Raw genomic sequence first — 21,079 nt, 5'->3', positions numbered from 1 at the left:
GTTCCTCAGCCCCGGGCGCGTTCAGCAAGCCACAGGCGCAACTGTTTCTTATCAACTTTGCCGACCGGCGTGAGCGGAAGCGCATCCACGCTCTCCACGCGGTCCGGCAGCTTAAATTCGGCAACGCCCTGCTCGCGCAGGAAGCGTCGCACCTCCACCGCGCGCAGGGGCTGTTTCACCACCAGGTACGCGCAGCTTTTTTCGCCCAGCAGGCTGTCCTCCATGCTCACCAGCGCGGCGTGGATCACCGCGTCGTGGCGCAGCAGCAGGTTTTCGATCTCTTCGGCGGCGATCTTCTCGCCACCGCGGTTGATCTGATCTTTCTCGCGCCCCTGCACGGTGATGTAACCCTGCTCGTCGATGGCGATCAGATCGCCCGAGCAGTAGAAACCGTTGGCATCAAAGGCGCTGGCGTTGTGTTCCGGGCTGTTGAAATAGCCGCGGAAGGTATACGGGCCGCGCGTCATCAGACGCCCGACTTCCCCGCGCGGCAGCGGGTTGCCGTCCTCATCCGCCACCCACACTTCATCGTCCGGGCACATCGGGCGGCCCTGGGTATTGATGATGCGCTCCGGCGCATCGTCGAGGGCGGTGTAGTTCACCAGCCCTTCCGCCATGCCAAACACCTGCTGAAGCTGGCAGCCAATTTCCGCCGGAATGCGCGCCGCAAGCGTGGCGGAGAGACGTGCGCCGCCTACCTGGAGCAGTTCGAGGGATTTCAGCTGGGCGTTCCCCGCGCCGTCGGCAATCGCCTGCAACCACAGGCTGACCGCGGGCGGCACCAGCGAGGTGACGTTGATCTGATGCTGCTCAATCAGCGGGAAGCAGAGCGTGGCGCTCGGATCGTTCGCCAGCACCACGCAGCCGCCCGCCGTGAAAACGCCTAACGATCCCGGCGAACTCATGGCGTAGTTGTGCGCCGCGGGAAGCGCGTTCAGATAGCGGGTGTGCGCAGTGATACCGCAGATTTCGTTGCTGCGGCGAATGCTGTAGTCGTAGTCGTTGTGCGTACGCGGGATCAGCTTCGGCGTGCCGGTGCTGCCGCCGGAGAGCTGGAAGAACGCCACTTCGTCGGCGGGCGTCGGGTTCGGGATGAAATTGTCCGCCGGGCGTGAAATCGCCGCCTCCAGCGCGTGTTCGCCCTTATCGCCGCGTAGCAGCACAACGCGTACCGAGCGATGCGCATCCACAAAGGTGTTGAGAAAATCATCGCCCGAGAACAGCGCGTGGTCGCGATCGGCAATCAGTACGGCGGGTTTGATCTGCTCCGCGTAGGCGTTGAGTTCACTGCGCTGATGGCTAAAGAGCGCGTTGACCGGCGCGACGCCGATTTGCAGTAGCGCGAAGAAGGTGATGTAGAACTCGGCCACGTTGCCGAGCTGCACCAGCGCGGTCTCGCCGCGATGCAGCCCCTGCGCCTGAAGGGCGGACGCCAGATTCGTCACCGCCTGATTAAACGCGCGGTAGGTAATGCGGCGATCGCCGTCAATTATCGCGACCGCATCGCTGTCCGCATGGTCCGTCAGGATGTGGGTCAGCGGCAGATCCTGCCAGTAGCCTTTTTCACGGTAGCGCCGGGCAAAATCCTCAGGCCAGCGGGTAAAAGGGATGGTCATGAGTATTCCTTAGTGCAAACCAAACACGTTGAGCATGGTGGAGAGCTTCACGCCCGTCTCGCGCCACTCGCCCACCGGGGAGGAAGCAGGCACAATGCCCGCGCCGGCAAACAGGCGAACGGTATTTTGATGCAGCCGCGCGCAGCGGATAGTTACCACCCACTCGCCGTTACCTTCGCTGTCGCACCAGCCAACAATGCCGCCGAACAGTTCGCGGTCGAAGGGCTCCAGCTCGGCAATGAGTTCTTTTGCCGCCTGATGCGGGAAACCGCTCAGGGCCGGGGTCGGGTGCAGCAGGCAGGCCAGCGTCAGGGCGTTCTCGTTTTCACGCGCGTCACCCTCAACCGGCGTGGCCAGATGCCACAGCGTTGGGGTGGTAATGAGCTGCGGGGAAGCCGGCATGCTCAAATGATGGCTGCGCGGTTCCAGAATGGTTTTCATCGCCTGGGTTACCAGGTCGTGCTCGTGACGGTCTTTTTCGGAGGCCAGCAGCTTAGTGCCCGCTTCGCGATCCAGCACATCGTCCGGCTGACGGCGCGCAGAGCCCGCCAGCGGCAGCGAACTAAAGTGCGCGCCCTCTTTACGCAGCAGCAGTTCCGGGCTGGCGCCCAGCAGCACGCCGCCGTCTTCCAGCGGTACGTGGAAGTTAAAGCTCGCCGGGTTCTGGGCGATAAGACGCTCCATCAGCGCGCTGCTATCAATCTGTTTGTCGGTGGCAATATCAATCAGGCGCGACAGCACCACCTTATTCACCTGCGGCGTGGCTGTGAGCGACGCGGCGCGGGCCACCATCTCCTCGAAAATCGGCTGCGGCGGGATCTCGGTGCGTTGTTGCACGTTCAGCGTCTGCGCGCCGGAGGCGTAGCGTGCGGACTGCTGACGCGCCGGGCGGGAGAAGGTTTGCCAGCGTTGCGGAATAAACAGCGATGACGGTTTGCGGGTATCGAAGGGGATCGCCCCTACCATCACCGGATGGGCAATGCCGCTGTTTTTCGCATTCCGGAAAGCCTGAGCTAATTTCTGCTGAAAGGGACCCGCCGGATCGTCACCGCCGACGGCGGGTTCAGAAAAACGGGCAAAACAGCCGGACGTGGTAAAACTGCGGTAAGGCGACATAAAGAAAAAGCTATCTGCTTGCAGCGTAGTCGCGGTGTGCTGAACTTCCTCAGCCAGGGACGTGTCCATATCATCCTCCTTAAAATGATAAAAGAAGCAATAATGATTATCATTTATATTTTCGTCGGCTAACCTAATCCCACATCGCCCCGCTGTCAACCGTCGGGCAAATAACTTGTGCGACAAACGCTTGCATCCCTTCCCTACAGCCATGAAAATGAGAAGCATTATCTTCAATAAAATCAGGATGCCGCTCTGTGAAAATCGCTGCCGTTTGCCGCAATGCCCTTCTTTTAACAGGACTTTTTGTTTTAGGACTAACCTCAGCCGCCGCCGACGACTGGCCGCGCCAGGTCTCCGACAGCCGCGGCGTTCACACGCTTGAGAGCAAACCGACGCGCATTGTCTCCACCAGCGTGACCTTAACCGGCTCCCTGCTGGCCATTGACGCGCCGGTCATTGCCAGCGGAGCGACCACGCCGAACAACCGCGTGGCGGATGCGCAGGGCTTTTTACGTCAGTGGGGCGATATCGCGAAGCAGCGTAAGGTTGCCCGGCTGTACATCGGCGAGCCGAGCGCCGAAGCGGTCGCGGCCCAGATGCCGGACCTGATTTTGATCAGCGCCACCGGCGGGGATTCCGCGCTTGCGCTCTACGATCAGCTTTCCGCCATCGCGCCGACGCTTATCATCAATTACGACGACAAAAGCTGGCAGGAACTGCTGACCCAGCTGGGGACGATCACCGGGCAGGAGACACAGGCCGCAGAGCGCATCGCTGCCTTCGATAAACAGCTCGCCCAGGTGAAGCAGCAGATGAAGCTGCCGCCACAGCCGGTGAACGCCATCGTTTACACCGCCGCGGCACACACGGCGAACCTGTGGACGACAGACTCCGCGCAGGGCAAGCTGCTGCACCAGCTGGGCTTTACGCTGGCGGACCTGCCTGCCGGTTTGCAGACCTCAACAAGCCAGGGCAAGCGCCACGACATTATTCAGCTGGGTGGAGAAAATCTGGCGACGGGGCTGAACGGCGAAGGACTGTTCGTGTTTGCCGGCGACCAGAAAGACGTGAATGCGATTTACGCCAATCCGCTGCTGGCGCATCTGCCGTCGGTGAAGAACAAGCGCGTCTGGGCGCTGGGAACGGAGACGTTCCGCCTGGATTATTACAGCGCGATGCTGGTGTTAGACAGATTGAATGCGTTGTTTAAGTAGGCATTTTTCCTCCCTCTCCCCGTGGGAGAGGGCCGGGGTGAGGGCATCAGGCCGCACCGTCGTTCAACGCGACCTCCTGCCTGAACCGCCGCAATTCCACCAGCGTCACCAGTAAGATCGCGCCAACCATCGCTAACACAAACCCGCTGCTGCTCGCCGACGCCACCGGGGTCATTATCGCCCCCATCCCGCCGAGGATCGCCGCGCCAATTGCATCGCCCGTCACGTTCTGCGCGGTCCACAGGCCGTTAATGCGCCCGAGCATCCCTTCCGGCGTCTGGGTCTGGATCAGGGTGTACTGTAAAAGCGAGCTGACCGCGCTCAGCCAGCCAAAAATCACCAGACACATCACCCCCAGCGCCCACACCGGCATCAGGCTGAAGAAACCAATCGCGATAAACGAGGCCAGCGTCGCCACCAGCATGATCAGCCCCGGTCTCGCGCTCTGCGCCAGGTTGCCGCTGGTCAGTGCCCCACACGCGGCGCCAAGCGGAATGGCGGCGTACAGCACGCCAATCTCTGAGGCGCTCATCTGCCACTCGCCCGCCAGCGCCGGGTACAGCACGCGCACGGCGCTCGCCATCGTCAGCAGGCCGCCGAGCAGCGCAATGCCGCCAATTAACGGGTTGCTGAACAGAAAACGAATCGCGGCCATCAGGGACTTCAGCGGATGCTCGCGCGGCTGCGGCGGCGGTGGCAGGAGCGGCAGACGCAGCAGCGTCAGGGTGGTGATAAAGGTTCCGGCTGCGGCAAGGCCGTAGTTCCACGCCACGTTGCCGGTCGCCAGCAGCAGACCGCCCACCATCGGCGAAATCACCGAGCCGAGGCGCACGGTGAGCATGGTGATCGCCCCCGCCTGCATCAGGTTCTCGCGCCCGACCAGCGCGGGCGTGGCCGCCAGCAGCGCCGTCACGCCTAACGAGGCAAAAAAGCCGTCCCACAGGCCCAGGGCATAAATCACCATCAGCGACGGCTCCGGCAGCATGGCGTTCAGACACAGCCCGACAAAGCCCACCCCGCAGGTGCCGCGCGCCAGCAGGATAAGCTTTTTACGCTCGTAGCGGTCCGCCAGCACGCCGCCCACCATCAGGCCGATAAACATCGCCCCGCCGGTTAAGGTGACGGATAGCCCTACCAGCCAGCTGGAGTGAGTGATGGTCTGGATTTGCACCGGCACGGCCACACCAAGCAAACCGAGGGACAAAATGGAGATAAAGCGAGCGATAAAAACGGCGCGATACGCCGGGTGTGTTTTGAGCAGGCTGAGGTTAAGCAGCCAGGATTTTTGATTCATGACAAAGCCTTGAGTCTATTTCTACCCATTCCATGGGCGCACATGCTAACATAGCCAAATAAGATAGATAACGATAATCACTATCATTATCAAATCATGGATGTTGCTATGTCGTTTTCCTCTTCTGCGGTGCGCGCCCTTGCCGTGCCCGTTTTATTGCTACTGCTAATCCTTGCGATTGCACTCAGCCTGCTGGTCGGCGCAAAACCGCTGCCCGCGTCCGTTATTGTCGATGCGCTATCCGGTACCTGTCAGAGCGCCGACTGCACCATCGTGCTCGACGCTCGCCTGCCCCGCACCCTTGCCGGCCTGCTGGCCGGTGGTGCGCTCGGCCTTGCCGGTGCCCTGATGCAAACCCTCACCCGCAACCCGCTGGCGGACCCTGGCATTCTCGGCGTGAACTCTGGTGCCAGTTTCGCCATTGTGCTCGGCGCGGCGCTGTTTGGTTTCACCTCTCCGTCTGAACAGCTGGTGATGGCCTTCTGCGGCGCGCTGGCCGCCTCGCTGGTGGTGGCGTTTACCGGCAGCCAGGGCGGCGGACAGCTCAGCCCGGTACGCTTAACGCTGGCGGGCGTAGCGCTCGCGGCGGTACTGGAAGGCTTGTCCAACGGCATCGCCCTGCTCAACCCGGACGTGTATGACCAGCTGCGCTTCTGGCAGGCGGGTTCGCTGGATATTCGTACCCTTGAAACCTTAAAAGTGGTGGTGATCCCGGCGAGCGTCGCTGCCGCCGTGGCGCTCTGTTTAAGCCGGGCGCTGAACAGCCTGAGCCTCGGCAGTGACACCGCGACCGCTCTCGGCAACCGCGTGGCGCGTACGCAGCTGACGGGCCTGCTTGCCATCACCGTGCTTTGCGGCAGCGCGACCGCCGTAGTCGGCCCGATTGCCTTTATCGGCCTGATGATGCCGCACATGGCGCGCTGGCTGGTGGGGGCGGATCACCGCTGGTCCCTCCCGGTAACGCTGCTGGCGACCCCTGCCCTGCTGCTATTTGCCGACGTGCTGGGCCGCCTGCTGGTGCCGGGCGAACTGCGTGTCTCGGTGGTCAGCGCCTTTATCGGCGCGCCGGTGCTGATCTTCCTGGTACGACGCAGACGCGGGGGTGGCGCATGATGGCCCCGTCCCGTCGTTTACTCACCAGCGTCGCCCTGCTGGTCGTCGCCTGTCTGCTGCTGGCGGTCTGGAGCCTGCAAAGCGGTGCCGTAACGCTTGATTTCGCGCAGGTCTTTCACGCTCTCACCGGCAGCGCGCCGCGTAACATCACCATGGTGGTCACCGAATGGCGACTGCCGCGCGTGGCAATGGCGATCCTGGTTGGCGCAGCACTTGGCGTCAGCGGCGCGATATTCCAGTCGCTGATGCGTAACCCCCTCGGCAGCCCGGACGTGATGGGCCTGAATACCGGCGCGTGGAGCGGCGTGCTGGTGGCGATGGTGCTGTTCGGGCAGCATCTCACGGCCATTACCTTTACGGCGATGGCGGGCGGCATTCTCACCTCCCTGCTTATCTGGGCCCTGGCCTGGCGCAACGGCATCGACACCTTCCGCCTGATCATCATCGGGATCGGCATCCGCGCGATGCTGATGGCGTTTAACACCTGGCTTCTGCTACAGGCGTCGCTGGAAACCGCACTCTCCGCCGGGCTGTGGTACGCCGGTTCCCTCAACGGTCTGACGTGGGTAAAAACCTGGCCCGCCGCGCCGCTGATTATCCTGATGTTTATCGGCGCGTTGCTGCTGGTCAGGCGCATGCGGCTGCTGGAGATGGGCGACGACAGCGCCTGCGCGCTGGGCGTGAGCGTAGAGCGCTCGCGCCTGATGCTGATGCTGGTGGCGGTCTTGCTGACCGCAGCGTCTACCGCCATCGCCGGGCCGATCTCGTTTATTGCCCTTGTCGCGCCGCATATCGCGCGGCGACTTAGCGGCACCGCGCGCTGGGGATTAACCCAGGCGGCGCTGTGCGGTGCAGTATTACTGCTGGCCGCCGATCTCTGCGCCCAGCGGCTGTTTACGCCTTATCAACTGCCGGTGGGCGTGGTGACCGTCAGCCTCGGCGGGATTTACCTCATCGTCTTGCTCGTTCAGGAGTCACGCAAGAAATGACAGATTTAACCACCCGCTTGCGCGGCGAAAACTTGACCCTCGGCTACGGCAAAAAAATCATTGCCCGGGACTTATCCGTTGCCATTCCGGACGGCCACTTCACCGCCATTATCGGGCCAAACGGCTGCGGCAAATCAACATTGCTGCGCACGCTGAGCCGCCTGATGTCGCCGGTTGAGGGCTGCGTGTTCCTCGACGGGGAGCAGATCCAGCGCTTCGCCAGCAAAGAGGTGGCGCGCCGAATTGGTCTGCTGGCGCAAAACGCCACCACGCCGGGGGATATTACCGTGCAGGAGCTGGTCTCCCGCGGGCGCTATCCGCACCAGCCGCTGTTTACCCGCTGGCGCAAGGAGGACGACGAGGCCGTGAAGCGCGCGATGCAGGCGACGGGCATCACCGAGCTGGCCCAGCAAAGCGTCGATACCCTCTCCGGCGGACAGCGCCAGCGCGCGTGGATCGCAATGGTGCTGGCGCAGGAAACCTCGATCATGCTGCTGGACGAGCCGACGACCTGGCTGGATATCAGCCATCAGATTGACCTGCTGGAGCTGCTGAGCGAGCTGAACCGTACGCAGGGGTACACCCTGGCGGCGGTGTTGCACGACTTAAACCAGGCGTGCCGCTACGCGACGCATCTGATTGCGCTGAGCGACGGCGAGATTGTGGCGCAGGGCGCGCCGAAGGAGATTGTGACGCCAGAGCTGATCGCGCGGATCTACGGCATGCGCTGCATGATTATTGACGATCCGGTGGCGGGTACGCCGTTGGTGGTGCCGCTTGGAAAACGTGCGGTCTGATGCCCTCACCCCGGCCCTCTCCCACAGGGAGAGGGAGCAAACCATCCCCTCTCCCCGTGGCAGAGGGTTAGGGTGAGGGGCATTTGCACTATCCTAAAATTTCCTTCAGTACCGGCCCAATTTTCTCAAACGCCTGCGGTGAAATAATATCCACGTGGGCGCAGTCCTGGCTGTAGACCTCCAGCTCGCCCACCCACGGCGCCCACGCGGCCTGAGGATCCTGGGTTCGCGTTCGCTCGGCGACAAACAGCGTCGCTTTACCGTCAAAGCGCGCGCTGTGTGCGGTGGTGAGCAGCCGCACCGCGTCGGCGTAGTTGCCCTCAATGGCGTTAAACAGCTCGCTGGAGCCCTGCCCCTGCTGGGCGGCGATAAACGCCTGACGTTCGCGCTCGATCTCTGCCAGCACCGCCGGATCAAGACCGTTGGCCTCTTTCTCCGCCCAGTTCTGGGTTTCCGGCGGCCAGGTATCCAGCAGGCCGAGGAACGCTACGTTTTCACCCTGCTCGCGCAGACGCGCCGCAATGCCCTGCGCCAGCGTGCCGCCGAGGGAATAGCCGAACAGGTAATACGGCCCCTGCGGCTGCTGCTTACGCAACGTGTTCAGATGATGTTCGATCACCCCATCGAGATCCGCGCACTGCTGCATCGGGCCGTTTGGCCGCGGCGACTGAATGCCGACGATGGACCAGCGCGGGCTGAGGTAGCGCGCCAGGACGCTAAACTGCCAGGCAAAGCCGGACGCCGGATGGAAGCAGAACAGCGTCGGGCCGTTGCTTTCACGCAGCGGCAGAAGGGTTTCATACCCCAGACGCTGCGCCTGCTCGTCGCTCATCTGCGAGTCCAGCAGGGCGCTAAGCTTGCTTACCGTCGAGGCGACCATAATCTGCCCCGGCGTGACCTTACGGCTGAACGCACGGCTGAGCTGAGCCGCGAGGCGCATCGCCAGCAGCGAGTGGCCGCCGAGGGCAAAGAAATCGGCCTCGATATCGTTCACCGCGCAGCCCAGCAGGGAAGAAAACGCCTGCGCCACGGCCACTTCGGTTTGCGTCTCAGGTGCGCGACCGGAAGTTCTGCTGGTCAGCTCCGGCAGCGGCAGCGCCTTGCGATCCAGCTTGCCGTTGGCGCTCAGCGGCAGCGCGCTGATTTGCAGCAGCACCACCGGCACCATATGCGGTGGCAGCTGGGCTTTGAGTGATGCAAGCAGCGCGTCGCGGTCCAGCGGTAAGCCAGATTCAGAAACCACGTACCCCACCAGCTGGCGGGCATCGCCACCCGTCGCCGCTGCCTGGTTGAACACGCAGGCGTGCGCCACGGCCTGAGCCACGTCCGGCAGCGACAGCATCGCCCGGTCGATTTCACCCAGCTCGATGCGCTGTCCGCGGATTTTCAGCTGGTCGTCGCTGCGGCCCAGATATTCCACCGCGCCGTTATCCAGCCAGCGGGCAACGTCACCGGTGCGGTACATCCGCTCGCCCGGCGCGAACGGGTCGGCGATAAAGCGGCTGGCGGTAAGGTCGGGGCGTCCCAGATACCCCTGCGCCAGCTGGATGCCGGTGAGATACAGATCCCCCGCCACGCCGAACGGTACCGGGCGCATCATCGCATCCAGAATGCGCAGCCCCGTATTCCATACCGGGAAACCGATCGGCACGCTGTTGCCCTCCACCGCCGCCAGCTCGGGGCCGTACGCCGGATACCAGCTGACGTCCACCGCTGCTTCGGTCGGGCCATAGAGGTTGTGCAGCGGCGCATGGGTGAGCAGTTCCCACTCGCGACACAGCGCAGTCGGCAACGCCTCGCCGCTACAGAACACCTGCTTCAGCGTCCTGCAACAGTGGGCGTTTTCCGGCGTCAGCGAGGCGACGAACGCCGCCAGCATCGACGGCACGAAGTGGGTGGTGGTTACGCCATATTCTGCGAAGAAGCTCTGCATCGCCTGCGGATCGCGGTGCGCGTCCGGCTCGGCCATCACCAGCTTCGCCCCGGCGATAAACGGCCACCAGAACTCCCACACCGACACGTCAAAGCTGCACGGGGTTTTCTGCGCCACCACGTCATGCGCCGTCAGTGGATAATGATCCTGCATCCACTTCAGGCGGTTAACGATGGCGGTATGGCCGACCATCACCCCTTTTGGACGTCCCGTCGAACCGGAGGTAAAGATGATGTACGCGGTTTGCTCCGGCTTCGCCAGGCGCAGAGGTTCAGCATCGGTGGCCGGTAATAGTGTGTTGTAACTAAAGGTGGCGATCGGCAGATCGCTAAAGCGCGGAAGCTGCTCGTCGGTGGTAATGAGCAGGGACGGCTTCGCGTCCTCGAGCATCATCCGCAGGCGATCGTCCGGGTAGCCGGTGTCGAGCGGCAGCCACGCGGCGCCCGCCTCCACAATGCCGTGCAAGGCTAACGTCAGGAATACCGAGCGCGGAAGCGCCACCGCCACGCTGTCGCCCGGCTTCACGCCGCGCGCGCGCAGCAGGTTTGCCAGCGCGACCACCTGCTCGCGCATCTGGCGGTAGTTCAGTTCAGTATGGGCATCCGCCAGCGCGGGGGCGTCCGGCGTTTTGCTCGCCTGCTCCGCGACCAGATCCGCCAGCGTGGTGGACGGCAGCGCCAGCCCGGTATCGTTAATGCGCGCCAGCCGGGCATACTCCTGCTCTGATACGGTTTCCACGTCGCCACAGCGCAGGTCCGGGTTGGCGGCAAACTGCGTCAGCATTGCGTTCAGCCGCGCCGCGTGACCCTTTAGCGTCGCCTCGTCGTAACGCTGCCCGTTGGCGAGGATCTCAATGCTCAGTCCGCCCTGCTCGTCCGGGAACAGCGCAAGCTCCAGATCGTTCACCGGGCCGGTCGCCAGCGTGTGGGTAATGGCCTCCACGCCGTCGATATCCAGCTGATAATCGAACACCTTGACGTTCAGCACCGGACCAAACAGGGCTTCATCGCCTGCGGCACGTCCGCTGTCGCGCACGATCTGTTCGGCGTCGTAACGCTGATGGCGACGCATCTTTTTCAGCTGGTTCGCCAGGCGCAGCGCCAGTTCCGGCAGGCTCTCGTGCGGGCGAATATTCACCGCCAGCGGCAGGACGTTGAGCACCGGTCCGGTCGCGGTCAGCGCGGCGGAGCCCATGCGGCGCATAAAGATAAACCCGGCGGCGTAGTCCAGCCGTCCGGTCAGGCGGCCCAGCCACAGCACCACCAGCGCAAGCGCCAGATCGGTACGCTGCGCCTGGCCTGCCATCTGTGCAAGCTGGCTGAAAGCACGTCCGTCCATCGCCATTTTCAGGCGCAGGATGTCGGTGGTGGCGGCGTGTCCAGGCAGGGGCGCGGAAGAGAGCGAGACCGGAGAAGGAAGCTGTTGGCGCTGTTCGGCCCAGAAAGCACCGTCGCGCTGATACGCCTCACTGTCGCGATAGCGCTGATACTCCTCCACCACCTCGGCGAAAGGGGTAAACGGGGAGGCGGGCGCGGGTTTCCCTTTCTGCCACGCAGCGTAAATGGCGGCGATCTGACGCGTAATGGCCGGGAAACTGAAGCCATCTACCACCAGATGATGATACCGCTGATACCAGTACCAGTGGCTTTCTCCCACCTGAATCAGCTGGTGAAACGCCAGCGGCTGACCGCTGTCGACGCGCAGGTTCTGCTTGAGATCGGCCTCCATCAGCGCCACGGCGGCGTCGTGGGAGTCAACGCGCACGATGGACGGCTCCGGCAGGAGCATGGCCTCATCGATCCACTGCCACACCTCACCGTGATCTTCGGCAAAACGCATCCGCAGGGTGTCGGCCTGCATCATGCCTTCAGCGATGGCTTTTGCCAGCAATGGCGCATCGATAGCGCCTTTCAGCTCGGTATAGTGCGCGACGCTCCAGGCGTTTGGCAGGGAGGAAAGCTGCTCTGCCATCCAAATCCCCGGCTGGGCGGCGACAAGAGGGAGACGGTTCATGCGCGCTCCCCCGCAAAATAAAACGGCTCAAGCGTCTGCCACTGTTCCGCCAGCCACTGCTGGCACGCCTCCTGAGATTGCGGTTCGCAGACCACGCGCCAGCCCGCGGGCAACTCGCACTGCTGCGGCCACAGGCTGTACTGCCCCTGGTCATTTTGCAAAATGGCGAACTGTCCCTGCGGATTATCGAAAGGATTGCTGAATTCCATACAGACTCCGTTATTGAATAAGCGGCTGCCAGAGGGTCATCAGCCCCTGCGTCAGCCCACCGCGCCAGCAAAGCGCATCGTGTCCGCCGTCAACCTGACGCCAGAAAACCGGTTGCTGAGTGTGTAGTTCGGCGAGGATCGCCTGGTTTGCGCGCAAAATAAGCGGCTCGTTGCGCCCGGCCTCAAGGACGATGCGCAGCCCGCGAGCGGTTTTTTCACCCGCTTTGAGTTGTTCGATGAGCAGCCCGTCCTGCTGCGCGCCGCGGTGCGGCCACCAGTAGGATCCGGACTGGCTGAGGATGCAGCCAAAACGCTGCGGCCAGTTGAGGCCCGCATAGAGGGAAGAGAGTCCGCCGAAGCTCTGACCCGCCACCACGGTATGGTCGGCGCGGTCGCTGAACGGGGCCATGCTTTTCACTTGCGGGAGAAGTTCTTCCTGCACCGCCAGCCAGAAATCAGGGTTGCACGGCAGCTCGCGGCTGCGGTGTGCGGTGTCAATGACGTCAATTAAGACATAAACCGCAGGCGGCAGTTTGCCTTCATGGGTGAGCGACGCCAGAGCAGGCCAGACGGGCATGCTTTCGGCCCAGAACTGCCCGTCAAGCAGCACCGCCAGCGGGCGCTCGGGGCTTTCATCCCCGGTGGTAAAAATCCACACGCGACGACGGTTCTTCAGACGCGCGCTGTGCCAATCAATACAGACAGGCTTATTGTAAGGGGTATCGGGATGGTTCCAGCCGGGCTGTACGGGCGCCTCCGGCATCTCCAGCGCCGAGACGGCGTGCCCGCGCCCGCCGCGCCAGCTTTGCGGATTCAGCGGGTCGGACACCGCGTGCGGCAACAGTTTACGCCAGCCTTCGCGCAGCGCCATGCGGTCCGGCTGCTCGCCTTCAAACACTGCATCGGCAAAATCGTTTTCGTTATCGGAGGGGATAAAACAGTAGCTGCCGCGCCATTCGGGACTGAACTCGCCCTGCCACTGCCAGACGTCGGTATCCGGGATACGTTCAAGGGATTGCGGACGGGCATTTTGATGGTGATCGGTCACGCCGGTGACGTAGAGCCAGACGCGTTTCACCGTCGAGGTTTTCTGCGTTCCCGCCGGGTCCCGCCACCAGAATGTCACGCGATAGTTTTCCTGATGACGTTCCCGTTCCGGCCCGTTTTTCGCCTGCCACCACGCTTCACTTCCGGTTGTTAACACCGTCACCCTTATAACCCCATGTTTAACAGTCTTTTTTGTTTCAGAGCAAATTTTATTGATAATATTATTGATAACTATTTGCATTTGCAATAGCGTAATGCCCGCGCTGTGGGAAGCGCGCTCATTAAATAACCATAAAAGCGGGACGTACAATGAATAAGAAGATTCACTCTCTGGCCTTGCTGGTCAATTTAGGGATTTATGGTGTCGCGCTGCCCGCCATGGCAGACGACAACACCGCCTCCGCGCAGCACGAAGACACCATGGTGATCACTGCCGCCGAGCAGAATTTGCAGGCGCCGGGCGTGTCGACCATCACCGCCGATGAGATCCGCAAAAACCCGCCAGCGCGCGACGTGGCGGAAATCATCCGCACCATGCCGGGCGTTAACCTGACCGGCAACTCCACCAGCGGCCAGCGCGGGAACAACCGTCAGATTGACATTCGCGGCATGGGCCCGGAAAACACCCTGATCCTGATCGACGGCAAGCCGGTCACCAGCCGCAACTCCATCCGTCTGGGCTGGCGCGGCGAGCGTGATACCCGCGGCGATACCGGCTGGGTCCCGCCGGAGATGATCGAGCGCATCGAAGTGATCCGTGGCCCGGCTGCTGCCCGCTACGGTAACGGTGCGGCGGGCGGCGTGGTGAACATCATCACCAAAAAATTTGACGACCAGTGGCACGGCTCCTGGAACACCTACCTGAACGCGCCAGAGCATAAAGACGAAGGTTCCACCAAACGCACCAACTTCAGCCTGAGCGGCCCGCTGGGCGGGGATTTCAGCTTCCGCATGTACGGTAACCTGGATAAAACCCAGGCCGACGCGTGGGATATCAACCAGGGTCACCAGTCTGACCGCACGGGCGCTTACGCCAACACCCTGCCCGCAGGCCGTGAAGGTGTGGAAAATAAAGACATCAACGGCGTGGTGCGCTGGGACTTCGCGCCGATGCAGTCGCTGGAGTTTGAAGCGGGCTACAGCCGCCAGAACAACCTGTATGCGGGCGACACGCAGAACACCAACAACGACAACGCGCTGGTGAAGAAGAACTACGGTAAAGAGACTAACCGTATCTATCGTCAGAACTTCGCCGTGACCTGGAACGGCGGCTGGGATAACGGCATCACCACCAGCAACTGGGCGCAGTACGAGCACACCCGCAACTCTCGTCTGGGTGAAGGGTTGGCGGGCGGTCTGGAAGGCCTGTTCAACAGCAATAAATTCACCGATACCGATCTGGCCGACGTGATGCTGCACAGCGAAATCAACCTGCCGATTGATTTCATTGTGAACCAGAACCTGACGCTCGGCACCGAGTGGAACCAGCAGCGCATGAAGGACTCAACCTCCTTTACACAAACCCAGCAGGGGGGCCCCATCCCGGGCATGAGCGAAGATCGTAGCCCGTACACGTCAGCGGAGATCTTCTCCCTGTTTGCCGAAAACAACATGGAGCTGACCGACAGCACCATGCTGACCCCTGCCCTGCGCTTCGACCACCATACTATTGTGGGTAATAACTGGAGCCCGTCCCTGAACCTGTCGCAAGGTCTGGGGGATGACTTCACCCTGAAGATGGGCATCGCGCGCGCCTATAAAGCGCCAAGCCTGTATCAGACCAACCCGAACTACCTGCTGTACAGTAAAGGCCAGGGCTGCTACGCCAGTTCCGACGGCGTGGGCTGCTACATGATGGGTAACGACGATCTGAAAGCGGAAACCAGTATCAACAAAGAGATTGGCCTGGAGTGGAAACGCGACGGCTGGCTGGCTGGCGTGACCTGGTTCCGCAACGACTACCGCAACAAGATTGAAGCGGGCTACGCGCCGATTGGCCAGACGTCCACCGGCAAAGTCACCACCGATATCTACCAGTGGGAAAACGTGCCGAAGGCGGTAGTGGAAGGTCTGGAAGGCTCCCTGAACGTGCCGGTCAGCGACACCATCAACTGGACCAACAACATCACCTACATGCTGCAAAGTAAGAACAAGGAGACCGGCGATCGTCTGTCGATCATCCCGGAGTATACGCTGAACTCTACCCTGAGCTGGCAGGTACGTCAGGATGTCTCATTGCAGTCGACCTTCACCTGGTACGGCAAGCAGCAGCCGAAGAAGTACAACTACAAAGGTCAGCCGGTGACCGGGTCTGAGAAAGACGAAGTCAGCCCGTACAGCATCGTTGGCCTGAGCGCGACCTGGGACGTGACCAAAAACGTCAGCCTGACCGGCGGCGTGGACAACGTCTTCGACAAGCGCCAGTGGCGCGCGGGTAACGCCCAGACCACGGGTAATACCACGACGGGTGCGTATATGTACGGCGCGGGTGCGTATACGTATAATGAACCGGGTCGCACCTGGTACATGAGCGTAAATACGAGGTTCTGATACAGGCAGTGACTTCCCCCTCTCCCTGTGGGAGAGGGCCGGGGTGAGGGCGAGGTAAAAGCAAAACGGCAACCCCGTTGCCGTTTTTAGTGTTTGCTCCCTCTCCCTTTGGGAGAGGGCTGGGGTGAGGGCATCAGGCCGCACAATACAGAAGGAAAACCATGCACACCACCCACAGCACATTTTCTCTCGCTGGCCACACCCTCCACCGCATCACCTTCGACCCCACCACCTTTACGGACGCCGATCTCCTCTGGCTCCCCCACCACGCCCAGTTGGCTAACGCCGGACGCAAACGCAAGGCCGACCACCTCGCAGGCCGCATCGCCGCCGCGCACGCCTTACCTGACTACACCATGCCCGCCATCGGCCCCAGCGGGGAACCGCTCTGGCCGCAAGATATTTCCGGCAGCATCACCCACAGCGGCACGCAGGCGATAGCCGTCGTCACGCAATACCCGGTGCTTATCGGCATCGATTGTGAAACGATCCTCTCCGAAAACGAAGCCAGGGAAATCAAAGACGGCATCATTGATACACAGGAAGAACCTGTGCTTTCCCGCCTGGGTTACCCGTTCGCCCTCGCCCTGACGCTGGTTTTCAGCGCCAAAGAGAGCCTGTTTAAGGCCCTCTTTCCGCAGGTACAGGCCTGGATGGGTTTTGACTGCGCCCGCGTTACCAAGCTCGACGACAAGACGCTCACGCTGGCATTGACCTGTCAACTAGCAGACTTTCAAGAAGGCACCGCCTTCCCCCTGCACTGGCAGCAGCACGGCGAACAGGTCATCACTCTGCTGTCACACGCTCCTGCGACGAGCCTTCACGCTGGTCACCACAAACGTCACGATAAACACCATCGCGAACAGGACCACAATGGTCGGCGCAGGCGCGCTGTCGAGATAAAACGAGGCATACACGCCGCTTACCGACACCAGCGCTGAAACGGCGACCGCCACCAGCAGCGCCATGTGAAAGCGTCGGGTAATCAGCACCGCCACCGCGCCGGGGGCAATCAGCAGGGAAATCGACAGAATGATCCCCACCGCTTTCAGCGTCGCCACAATGGTCAGCGAAACCATGCACAGTAAGCCGTAGTGCAGCCAGCGGGTGCGCAGGCCACTCGCCTGCGCCTGCTGATAGTCAAAGCAGAACAGCAGAAAATCGCGCCACTTCAGGCCAATCACCAGCGCAATCATCCCCGCGACGAGACCGCTTTGCAGAATGTCCATCCCGTTAATACCCAGCATATCGCCGAACAGAATGTGGTCGAGATGCACCTCAGGTTTGACGGCGATATAGAGGATCAGCCCGGCGCCGAACATGCCGGAAAAGACGATCCCCATGACCGTATCCTGTTTGATGCGGCTGTTATCCTTCAGGTATCCGGTGGCGACCGCGCAGAACAGACCGGCCACGAACGCGCCCAGCGCCAGCGGCAGGCCCATCATCCAGGCCAGCACGACGCCGGGAAACACCGCGTGGCTCATGGCGTCGCCCATCAACGCCCAGCCTTTCAGTACCAGAAAAACCGACAGCAGCGCGCAGGGCACGGCCACCAGGAGTGAAATCAGCAGCGCGTTGTTCATAAACGCAAACTGGAAGGGTTCGAGGAGCAGCGTCATCATGGGTGTGCCTCCCGCGCCCGACGACGGCTGGCAAGCAGTCCGTGCTTCGGCGCAAAGACGAACGCCAGCAGGAACAGCAGCGTCTGGGCGACCACGATAATGCCGCCGGTGGCGCCGTCCAGGTAATAGCTGGCCCACGCGCCGAGGAAGCTGGTGATGCTGCCAATGGCGACGGCAATCATCAGCAGGCGCGGGAAGCGGTCGGTCAGCAGCCACGCGGTCGCGCCGGGCGTGACCACCAGACAGATCACCAGAAATGCGCCGACGGTTTGCAGCGCCGCCACGGTAGAGACCGCCAGCAGCGTGAAGAAGAGAATTTTCAGGCGTTCAGGACGCAGACCGATGGCGCGGGCGTGGTTCTCATCAAAAAAGGTCACCATCAGATCTTTCCATTTGAACAGCAGGATAACTATCGACACCACGCCGATAATCGCCAGCTGGACGATATCTTCCGGGTCGATAGCCAGAATATTGCCGAGGACGATGGTCTGAATGTTCACCGAGGTCGGGTTGAGCGAGACCATAAACAGCCCCAGCCCGAAAAAGGAGGAGAAGATCAGCCCGATAATGGCGTCCTCCTTCAGGCGGCTGCGCTGGTTGAGAAACAGCATGCTGCCCGCCGCCAGCCCACCCGATAAAAACGCCCCCAGCGAGAACGGCAGCCCGAGCATGTAAGCGCCCGCTACGCCCGGCACGATGGAGTGCGACAGCGCATCGCCGATCAGCGACCAGCCTTTGAGCATGAGATAGCAGGAGAGAAACGCGCACAGCCCGCCCACCATCGCCGAGACCCACATCGCGTTGAGCATGTACTCGTAGCCGAAGGGTTCGAGAAGCACGTTCATTTGGCCTCCTGACGGTGCGTGACGAAGGGGCGTTCGTCGTCGGTTATGATGCGATCTTCCGAGCCGCTGAGCACCACGTGGCGCAGCACGCCGCTGAAGGCGCGCTCGAGATTCTCGGCGGTAAAGGTGGTTTCCGTCGGGCCGCTCGCCAGCACGGTGCCCTTGACCATCACCGTGTAATCGCAGAATTCCGTGACCGAGCCCAGGTTATGGGTCGAGACCAGCATCGTTTTACCCTCGTCGCGCAGCTCCCGCAGCAGGCTGATGATCCTGGCTTCGGTTTTGACGTCCACGCCGGTAAACGGCTCGTCGAGCAGGATCACCTCGCCCTGCTGGGCAATCGCCCGCGCCAGAAACACGCGCTTCTTCTGCCCGCCGGACAGCTCGCCAATCTGCCGATGGCGCAGCTCGAGCATATCCACACGCTTCAGGGCGTCGGTGACGATCTGCTTATCGCATTCTTTGGGACGACGCAGAAACCCCATATGCCCGTAGCGGCCCATCATCACCACGTCCTCGACGAGCACCGGAAACGACCAGTCGACCTCTTCCGACTGCGGCACGTAGGCGACCAGGTTCTGACGCAGCGCCCGGTGAGGCGGCAGCCCCAGAATGGAGATAGTGCCGCTCGCCGCCCGCACAAACCCCATCACCGCCTTAAACAGCGTGGACTTGCCGGAACCGTTCACCCCCACCAGGGCAGCAATCGATCCGCCCGGCACGCTGAACGACGCGTCGCGCAGCGCCGTGTGGCCATTGCGGTAGGTCACGGTCACGTCGGTTACAACAATACCTTTCTGCATGATTACTCCTTCATCCCGTCGCGGATGCCCTGCACCAGCGTGCGGGTGGTGACGTTCAGCAGATCGATATAGGTTGGCACCGGACCGTTTTCCGCGCTCAGAGAGTCGACGTACAGCACGCCGCCATAGTGGGCGCCGGTTTCACGCGCCACCTGACGGGCGGGCTTATCCGAGACCGTGCTTTCGCTGAACACCGCCGGAATGTGATGTTTTTTCACCAGATCGATAACCTTGCGCACCTGCTGGGGCGTGCCCTGCTGATCGGCGTTGATCGGCCACAGGTAAAGCTCCTTCAGGCCCAAATCCCGCGCCAGATAGGAAAAAGCCCCTTCGCTGGTCACCATCCAGCGTTTGTCTTCCGGTATCTCCGCGACCTGCTTGCGCAGCGGTTCGAGAGTGGAGGTGATCTTCTGCTTGTAAGCATCAGCGTTGCGCTGATACGTCTGTGCGTTGGCCGGATCGTACTTCACCAGCGCGTCGCGGATGTTATCGACGTAAATCAGGGCGTTGTCCGGCGACATCCACGCGTGCGGATTGGGCTTGCCGTTATAGGGCCCTTCGCTGATGCCCATCGGGGTGATGCCTTTGGTGACAATCACCTCCGGCACACCGTTCAGATGCTGATAAAAGCGCTGGAACCACAGCTCCAGATTCATGCCGTTCGCCAGGATCAGCTGTGCCTTCTGCGCGCGTTTGATATCGCCCGGGGTGGGCTGGTATTCGTGAATTTCCGCGCCCGGTTTGGTGATGGAGGTGACCTCTGCGGCATCCCCCGCCACGTTTTTCGCCATATCAGCGATAACGGTAAAAGTGGTGATGACCTGGAACTTTTCAGCCGCCAGCGCGCCCGTGGTGGTCGCGGTCATGAGCAGCGCGCCGAGTAACAGACGCTTCAATCCTTGCCGTGGATGCATCGCAGAAGTCTCCTGAGGTGATTAAAATCAAAGCAAAATTAGCCTGTGCTATAAGGTATAGCACAGGCTATATTTAAATGAAAATAATTATCATTAAAGCTGTGTCAACGGAGGGAGAGCCTGATGGCGCTTCGCTTATCAGGCCTACGGTAAAGCAGTTTTGGAGTTTTGTAGGCCGGGTAAGCGCAGAGCCACCCGGCATAAGGGCGACTCACTGCCCGGCAAGTGCCTTATAAAATGCAGGATTCTCCCGAATCACATTAAGTACCTTCGCCGCCAGCCCGGTTGGGTTGCGACGTTTAGACTCCCAGCTCTTTATCGTATCGACGCTCGTGCCAAGCGCCTTCGCCATTTCGCTTTGCGTGATACTGAGCTGCTCTCTGATGGCGCGCACATCAGCAACTTCATAGCGGGTTACCCGGGAAGCGGCTTTTCTTCCGTTATGGATCTCAACGGCCTCTTCAAGCGAAGATTTTAATTCATTGAAAATACTCATTATCAGCCTCCACCTGCCTGATTAGGGTACATAGTACACCTCAAATTTACGGCACTGGAAGCAGTATTTTTCAGAATGGAAGTCAGCTTTTTAAGTTCTGCTTTCTCTGTCTCTGTCAGGCTGTCCTTTATGCATTTTGGATAGGCCATAATGAAATAGATCACCTCCTCTGTGGCAAGAAAGTAAATCACTCTGATCCCCCCTCTCTTTCCCTTTGAGCCTGCCGCCATCCTTATTTTACGTAACCCCCCCGTCTGCTGGATCAGGTCACCTTTATCAGGCCAGGCAATAAGTTCCTTTTGCAGATCCTTTAATTCATCATCCGTAGCAATGCTTTTAATCTGTCGGGTAAAGAGTGATGTTTCGATAAACTCTATCGCATGACTCATCCATAGTTCCTTCCCTAAACGCAGCAAAAGCCCGAATGCTTCAGCATCAGGCTCTTGCTGCATGGTTACTCTTCCTTGAGTAATGCTGCGCCAAATAACTGTATTTATATACA

General features: G+C 61.2%; 17 protein-coding genes and 1 pseudogene. 6 read left to right on the top strand and 12 right to left on the bottom strand.

Annotated features, from left to right (window positions below; all coding sequences use genetic code 11):
* Positions 1–5: 5 nt before the first annotated feature.
* The gene (gene entE / locus BFV63_RS05805) at positions 6–1,616 is read right to left on the bottom strand and encodes a (2,3-dihydroxybenzoyl)adenylate synthase EntE (protein WP_023324293.1); all 1,611 of its coding nucleotides are present in this window, start codon (positions 1,614–1,616) and stop codon (positions 6–8) included.
* A gap of 9 nt (positions 1,617–1,625) precedes the next feature.
* A complete protein-coding gene (gene entC / locus BFV63_RS05800; protein ID WP_023324292.1) occupies positions 1,626–2,801 on the bottom strand; it encodes an isochorismate synthase EntC in 1,176 nt (391 codons plus the stop codon).
* A gap of 188 nt (positions 2,802–2,989) precedes the next feature.
* On the opposite strand from entC, the gene fepB reads away from it, so the two are divergent.
* Complete coding sequence (gene fepB, locus BFV63_RS05795) at positions 2,990–3,949, top strand: Fe2+-enterobactin ABC transporter substrate-binding protein (RefSeq protein ID WP_023324291.1); 960 nt, start codon at positions 2,990–2,992, stop codon at positions 3,947–3,949.
* A 46-nt stretch (positions 3,950–3,995) separates the two neighbouring features.
* On the opposite strand, the gene entS is transcribed toward fepB, so the two are convergent.
* Positions 3,996–5,243: an enterobactin transporter EntS gene (gene entS / locus BFV63_RS05790; RefSeq protein ID WP_045335841.1), complete on the bottom strand. Its 1,248-nt coding sequence runs from the start codon at positions 5,241–5,243 to the stop codon at positions 3,996–3,998.
* A 108-nt stretch (positions 5,244–5,351) separates the two neighbouring features.
* Here entS and fepD point away from each other — a divergent pair, with 108 nt between their 5' ends.
* Genes fepD through fepC form a run of 3 tightly spaced genes read left to right on the top strand, consistent with a single transcriptional unit; the run spans position 5,352 to position 8,142 of the window.
* Complete coding sequence (gene fepD / locus BFV63_RS05785; RefSeq protein WP_022650567.1) at positions 5,352–6,356, top strand: Fe(3+)-siderophore ABC transporter permease; 1,005 nt, start codon at positions 5,352–5,354, stop codon at positions 6,354–6,356.
* Positions 6,356–7,345 carry an iron-enterobactin ABC transporter permease gene (fepG, locus tag BFV63_RS05780; protein WP_072139725.1) on the top strand — a complete coding sequence of 330 codons (990 nt, stop codon included), beginning with the start codon at positions 6,356–6,358 and terminating at the stop codon, positions 7,343–7,345. Before fepD ends, fepG begins: the two co-directional genes overlap by 1 nt.
* Positions 7,342–8,142 (top strand): iron-enterobactin ABC transporter ATP-binding protein, encoded by an 801-nt coding sequence (fepC, locus tag BFV63_RS05775; protein WP_045335842.1) that lies wholly within the window; start codon positions 7,342–7,344, stop codon positions 8,140–8,142. Before fepG ends, fepC begins: the two co-directional genes overlap by 4 nt.
* Before the next feature lie 88 nt (positions 8,143–8,230).
* Here the strand turns inward: fepC and entF are convergent, their stop codons facing one another.
* From entF to fes, 3 genes are read right to left on the bottom strand one after another with little or no spacing between them, the layout of a single operon-like run.
* Entirely contained in the window at positions 8,231–12,088 is a 3,858-nt protein-coding gene (entF, locus tag BFV63_RS05770; protein WP_048241183.1) for an enterobactin non-ribosomal peptide synthetase EntF, read from the bottom strand.
* The gene (locus BFV63_RS05765; protein ID WP_003858806.1) at positions 12,085–12,297 is read right to left on the bottom strand and encodes an MbtH family protein; all 213 of its coding nucleotides are present in this window, start codon (positions 12,295–12,297) and stop codon (positions 12,085–12,087) included. Before BFV63_RS05765 ends, entF begins: the two co-directional genes overlap by 4 nt.
* A 10-nt stretch (positions 12,298–12,307) precedes the next feature.
* Positions 12,308–13,507 (bottom strand): enterochelin esterase, encoded by a 1,200-nt coding sequence (fes, locus tag BFV63_RS05760; RefSeq protein WP_032634439.1) that lies wholly within the window; start codon positions 13,505–13,507, stop codon positions 12,308–12,310.
* A 146-nt stretch (positions 13,508–13,653) separates the two neighbouring features.
* Between fes and BFV63_RS05755 the strand changes: the two genes are divergently transcribed.
* Positions 13,654–15,894 carry a TonB-dependent siderophore receptor gene (locus tag BFV63_RS05755; protein ID WP_048241186.1) on the top strand — a complete coding sequence of 747 codons (2,241 nt, stop codon included), beginning with the start codon at positions 13,654–13,656 and terminating at the stop codon, positions 15,892–15,894.
* 161 nt (positions 15,895–16,055) lie between these two features.
* Positions 16,056–16,637 (top strand): annotated as a pseudogene (gene entD / locus BFV63_RS05750) (enterobactin synthase subunit EntD); the annotation flags it as partial.
* Between the two features lie 54 nt (positions 16,638–16,691).
* On the opposite strand, the gene BFV63_RS05745 reads toward entD, so the two are convergent.
* From BFV63_RS05745 to BFV63_RS05720, 6 genes are all read right to left on the bottom strand, one after another.
* On the bottom strand, positions 16,692–17,519 hold the full coding sequence (locus tag BFV63_RS05745) for a metal ABC transporter permease (RefSeq protein WP_048241188.1): 828 nt from the start codon (positions 17,517–17,519) through the stop codon (positions 16,692–16,694).
* The gene (sitC, locus tag BFV63_RS05740) at positions 17,516–18,364 is read right to left on the bottom strand and encodes an iron/manganese ABC transporter permease subunit SitC (RefSeq protein WP_048241189.1); all 849 of its coding nucleotides are present in this window, start codon (positions 18,362–18,364) and stop codon (positions 17,516–17,518) included. Before sitC ends, BFV63_RS05745 begins: the two co-directional genes overlap by 4 nt.
* Positions 18,361–19,167, bottom strand: a complete 807-nt coding sequence (gene sitB / locus BFV63_RS05735) for an iron/manganese ABC transporter ATP-binding protein SitB (RefSeq protein WP_032647626.1) — start codon at positions 19,165–19,167, stop codon at positions 18,361–18,363. The genes sitC and sitB overlap by 4 nt, the downstream gene beginning before the upstream one ends.
* 2 nt (positions 19,168–19,169) lie before the next feature.
* The gene (sitA, locus tag BFV63_RS05730; RefSeq protein WP_048241191.1) at positions 19,170–20,081 is read right to left on the bottom strand and encodes an iron/manganese ABC transporter substrate-binding protein SitA; all 912 of its coding nucleotides are present in this window, start codon (positions 20,079–20,081) and stop codon (positions 19,170–19,172) included.
* 211 nt (positions 20,082–20,292) lie between these two features.
* Positions 20,293–20,577, bottom strand: a complete 285-nt coding sequence (gene nadS, locus BFV63_RS05725) for a NadS family protein (protein ID WP_048241192.1) — start codon at positions 20,575–20,577, stop codon at positions 20,293–20,295.
* A gap of 2 nt (positions 20,578–20,579) precedes the next feature.
* A complete protein-coding gene (locus BFV63_RS05720; RefSeq protein WP_032610190.1) occupies positions 20,580–20,966 on the bottom strand; it encodes a type II toxin-antitoxin system RelE/ParE family toxin in 387 nt (128 codons plus the stop codon).
* Between the last annotated feature and the right edge of the window lie 113 nt (positions 20,967–21,079).

Source organism: Enterobacter hormaechei subsp. xiangfangensis, assembly GCF_001729785.1.
Taxonomy (GTDB): Bacteria; Pseudomonadota; Gammaproteobacteria; order Enterobacterales; family Enterobacteriaceae; genus Enterobacter; species Enterobacter hormaechei_C.
This window is presented reverse-complemented; position numbering and strand designations above follow the sequence as displayed.

Coding starts and splice junctions, on each gene's coding strand:
- entE (WP_023324293.1), bottom strand. CDS start 1,616: ATGACCATCCCTTTTACCCGCTGGCCTGAGGATTTTGCCCGGCGCTAC.
- entC (WP_023324292.1), bottom strand. CDS start 2,801: ATGGACACGTCCCTGGCTGAGGAAGTTCAGCACACCGCGACTACGCTG.
- entS (WP_045335841.1), bottom strand. CDS start 5,243: ATGAATCAAAAATCCTGGCTGCTTAACCTCAGCCTGCTCAAAACACAC.
- fepD (WP_022650567.1), top strand. CDS start 5,352: ATGTCGTTTTCCTCTTCTGCGGTGCGCGCCCTTGCCGTGCCCGTTTTA.
- fepG (WP_072139725.1), top strand. CDS start 6,356: ATGGCCCCGTCCCGTCGTTTACTCACCAGCGTCGCCCTGCTGGTCGTC.
- fepC (WP_045335842.1), top strand. CDS start 7,342: ATGACAGATTTAACCACCCGCTTGCGCGGCGAAAACTTGACCCTCGGC.
- entF (WP_048241183.1), bottom strand. CDS start 12,088: ATGAACCGTCTCCCTCTTGTCGCCGCCCAGCCGGGGATTTGGATGGCA.
- BFV63_RS05765 (WP_003858806.1), bottom strand. CDS start 12,297: ATGGAATTCAGCAATCCTTTCGATAATCCGCAGGGACAGTTCGCCATT.
- BFV63_RS05755 (WP_048241186.1), top strand. CDS start 13,654: ATGAATAAGAAGATTCACTCTCTGGCCTTGCTGGTCAATTTAGGGATT.
- BFV63_RS05745 (WP_048241188.1), bottom strand. CDS start 17,519: ATGATGACGCTGCTCCTCGAACCCTTCCAGTTTGCGTTTATGAACAAC.
- sitC (WP_048241189.1), bottom strand. CDS start 18,364: ATGAACGTGCTTCTCGAACCCTTCGGCTACGAGTACATGCTCAACGCG.
- sitB (WP_032647626.1), bottom strand. CDS start 19,167: ATGCAGAAAGGTATTGTTGTAACCGACGTGACCGTGACCTACCGCAAT.
- sitA (WP_048241191.1), bottom strand. CDS start 20,081: ATGCATCCACGGCAAGGATTGAAGCGTCTGTTACTCGGCGCGCTGCTC.
- nadS (WP_048241192.1), bottom strand. CDS start 20,577: ATGAGTATTTTCAATGAATTAAAATCTTCGCTTGAAGAGGCCGTTGAG.
- BFV63_RS05720 (WP_032610190.1), bottom strand. CDS start 20,966: ATGAGTCATGCGATAGAGTTTATCGAAACATCACTCTTTACCCGACAG.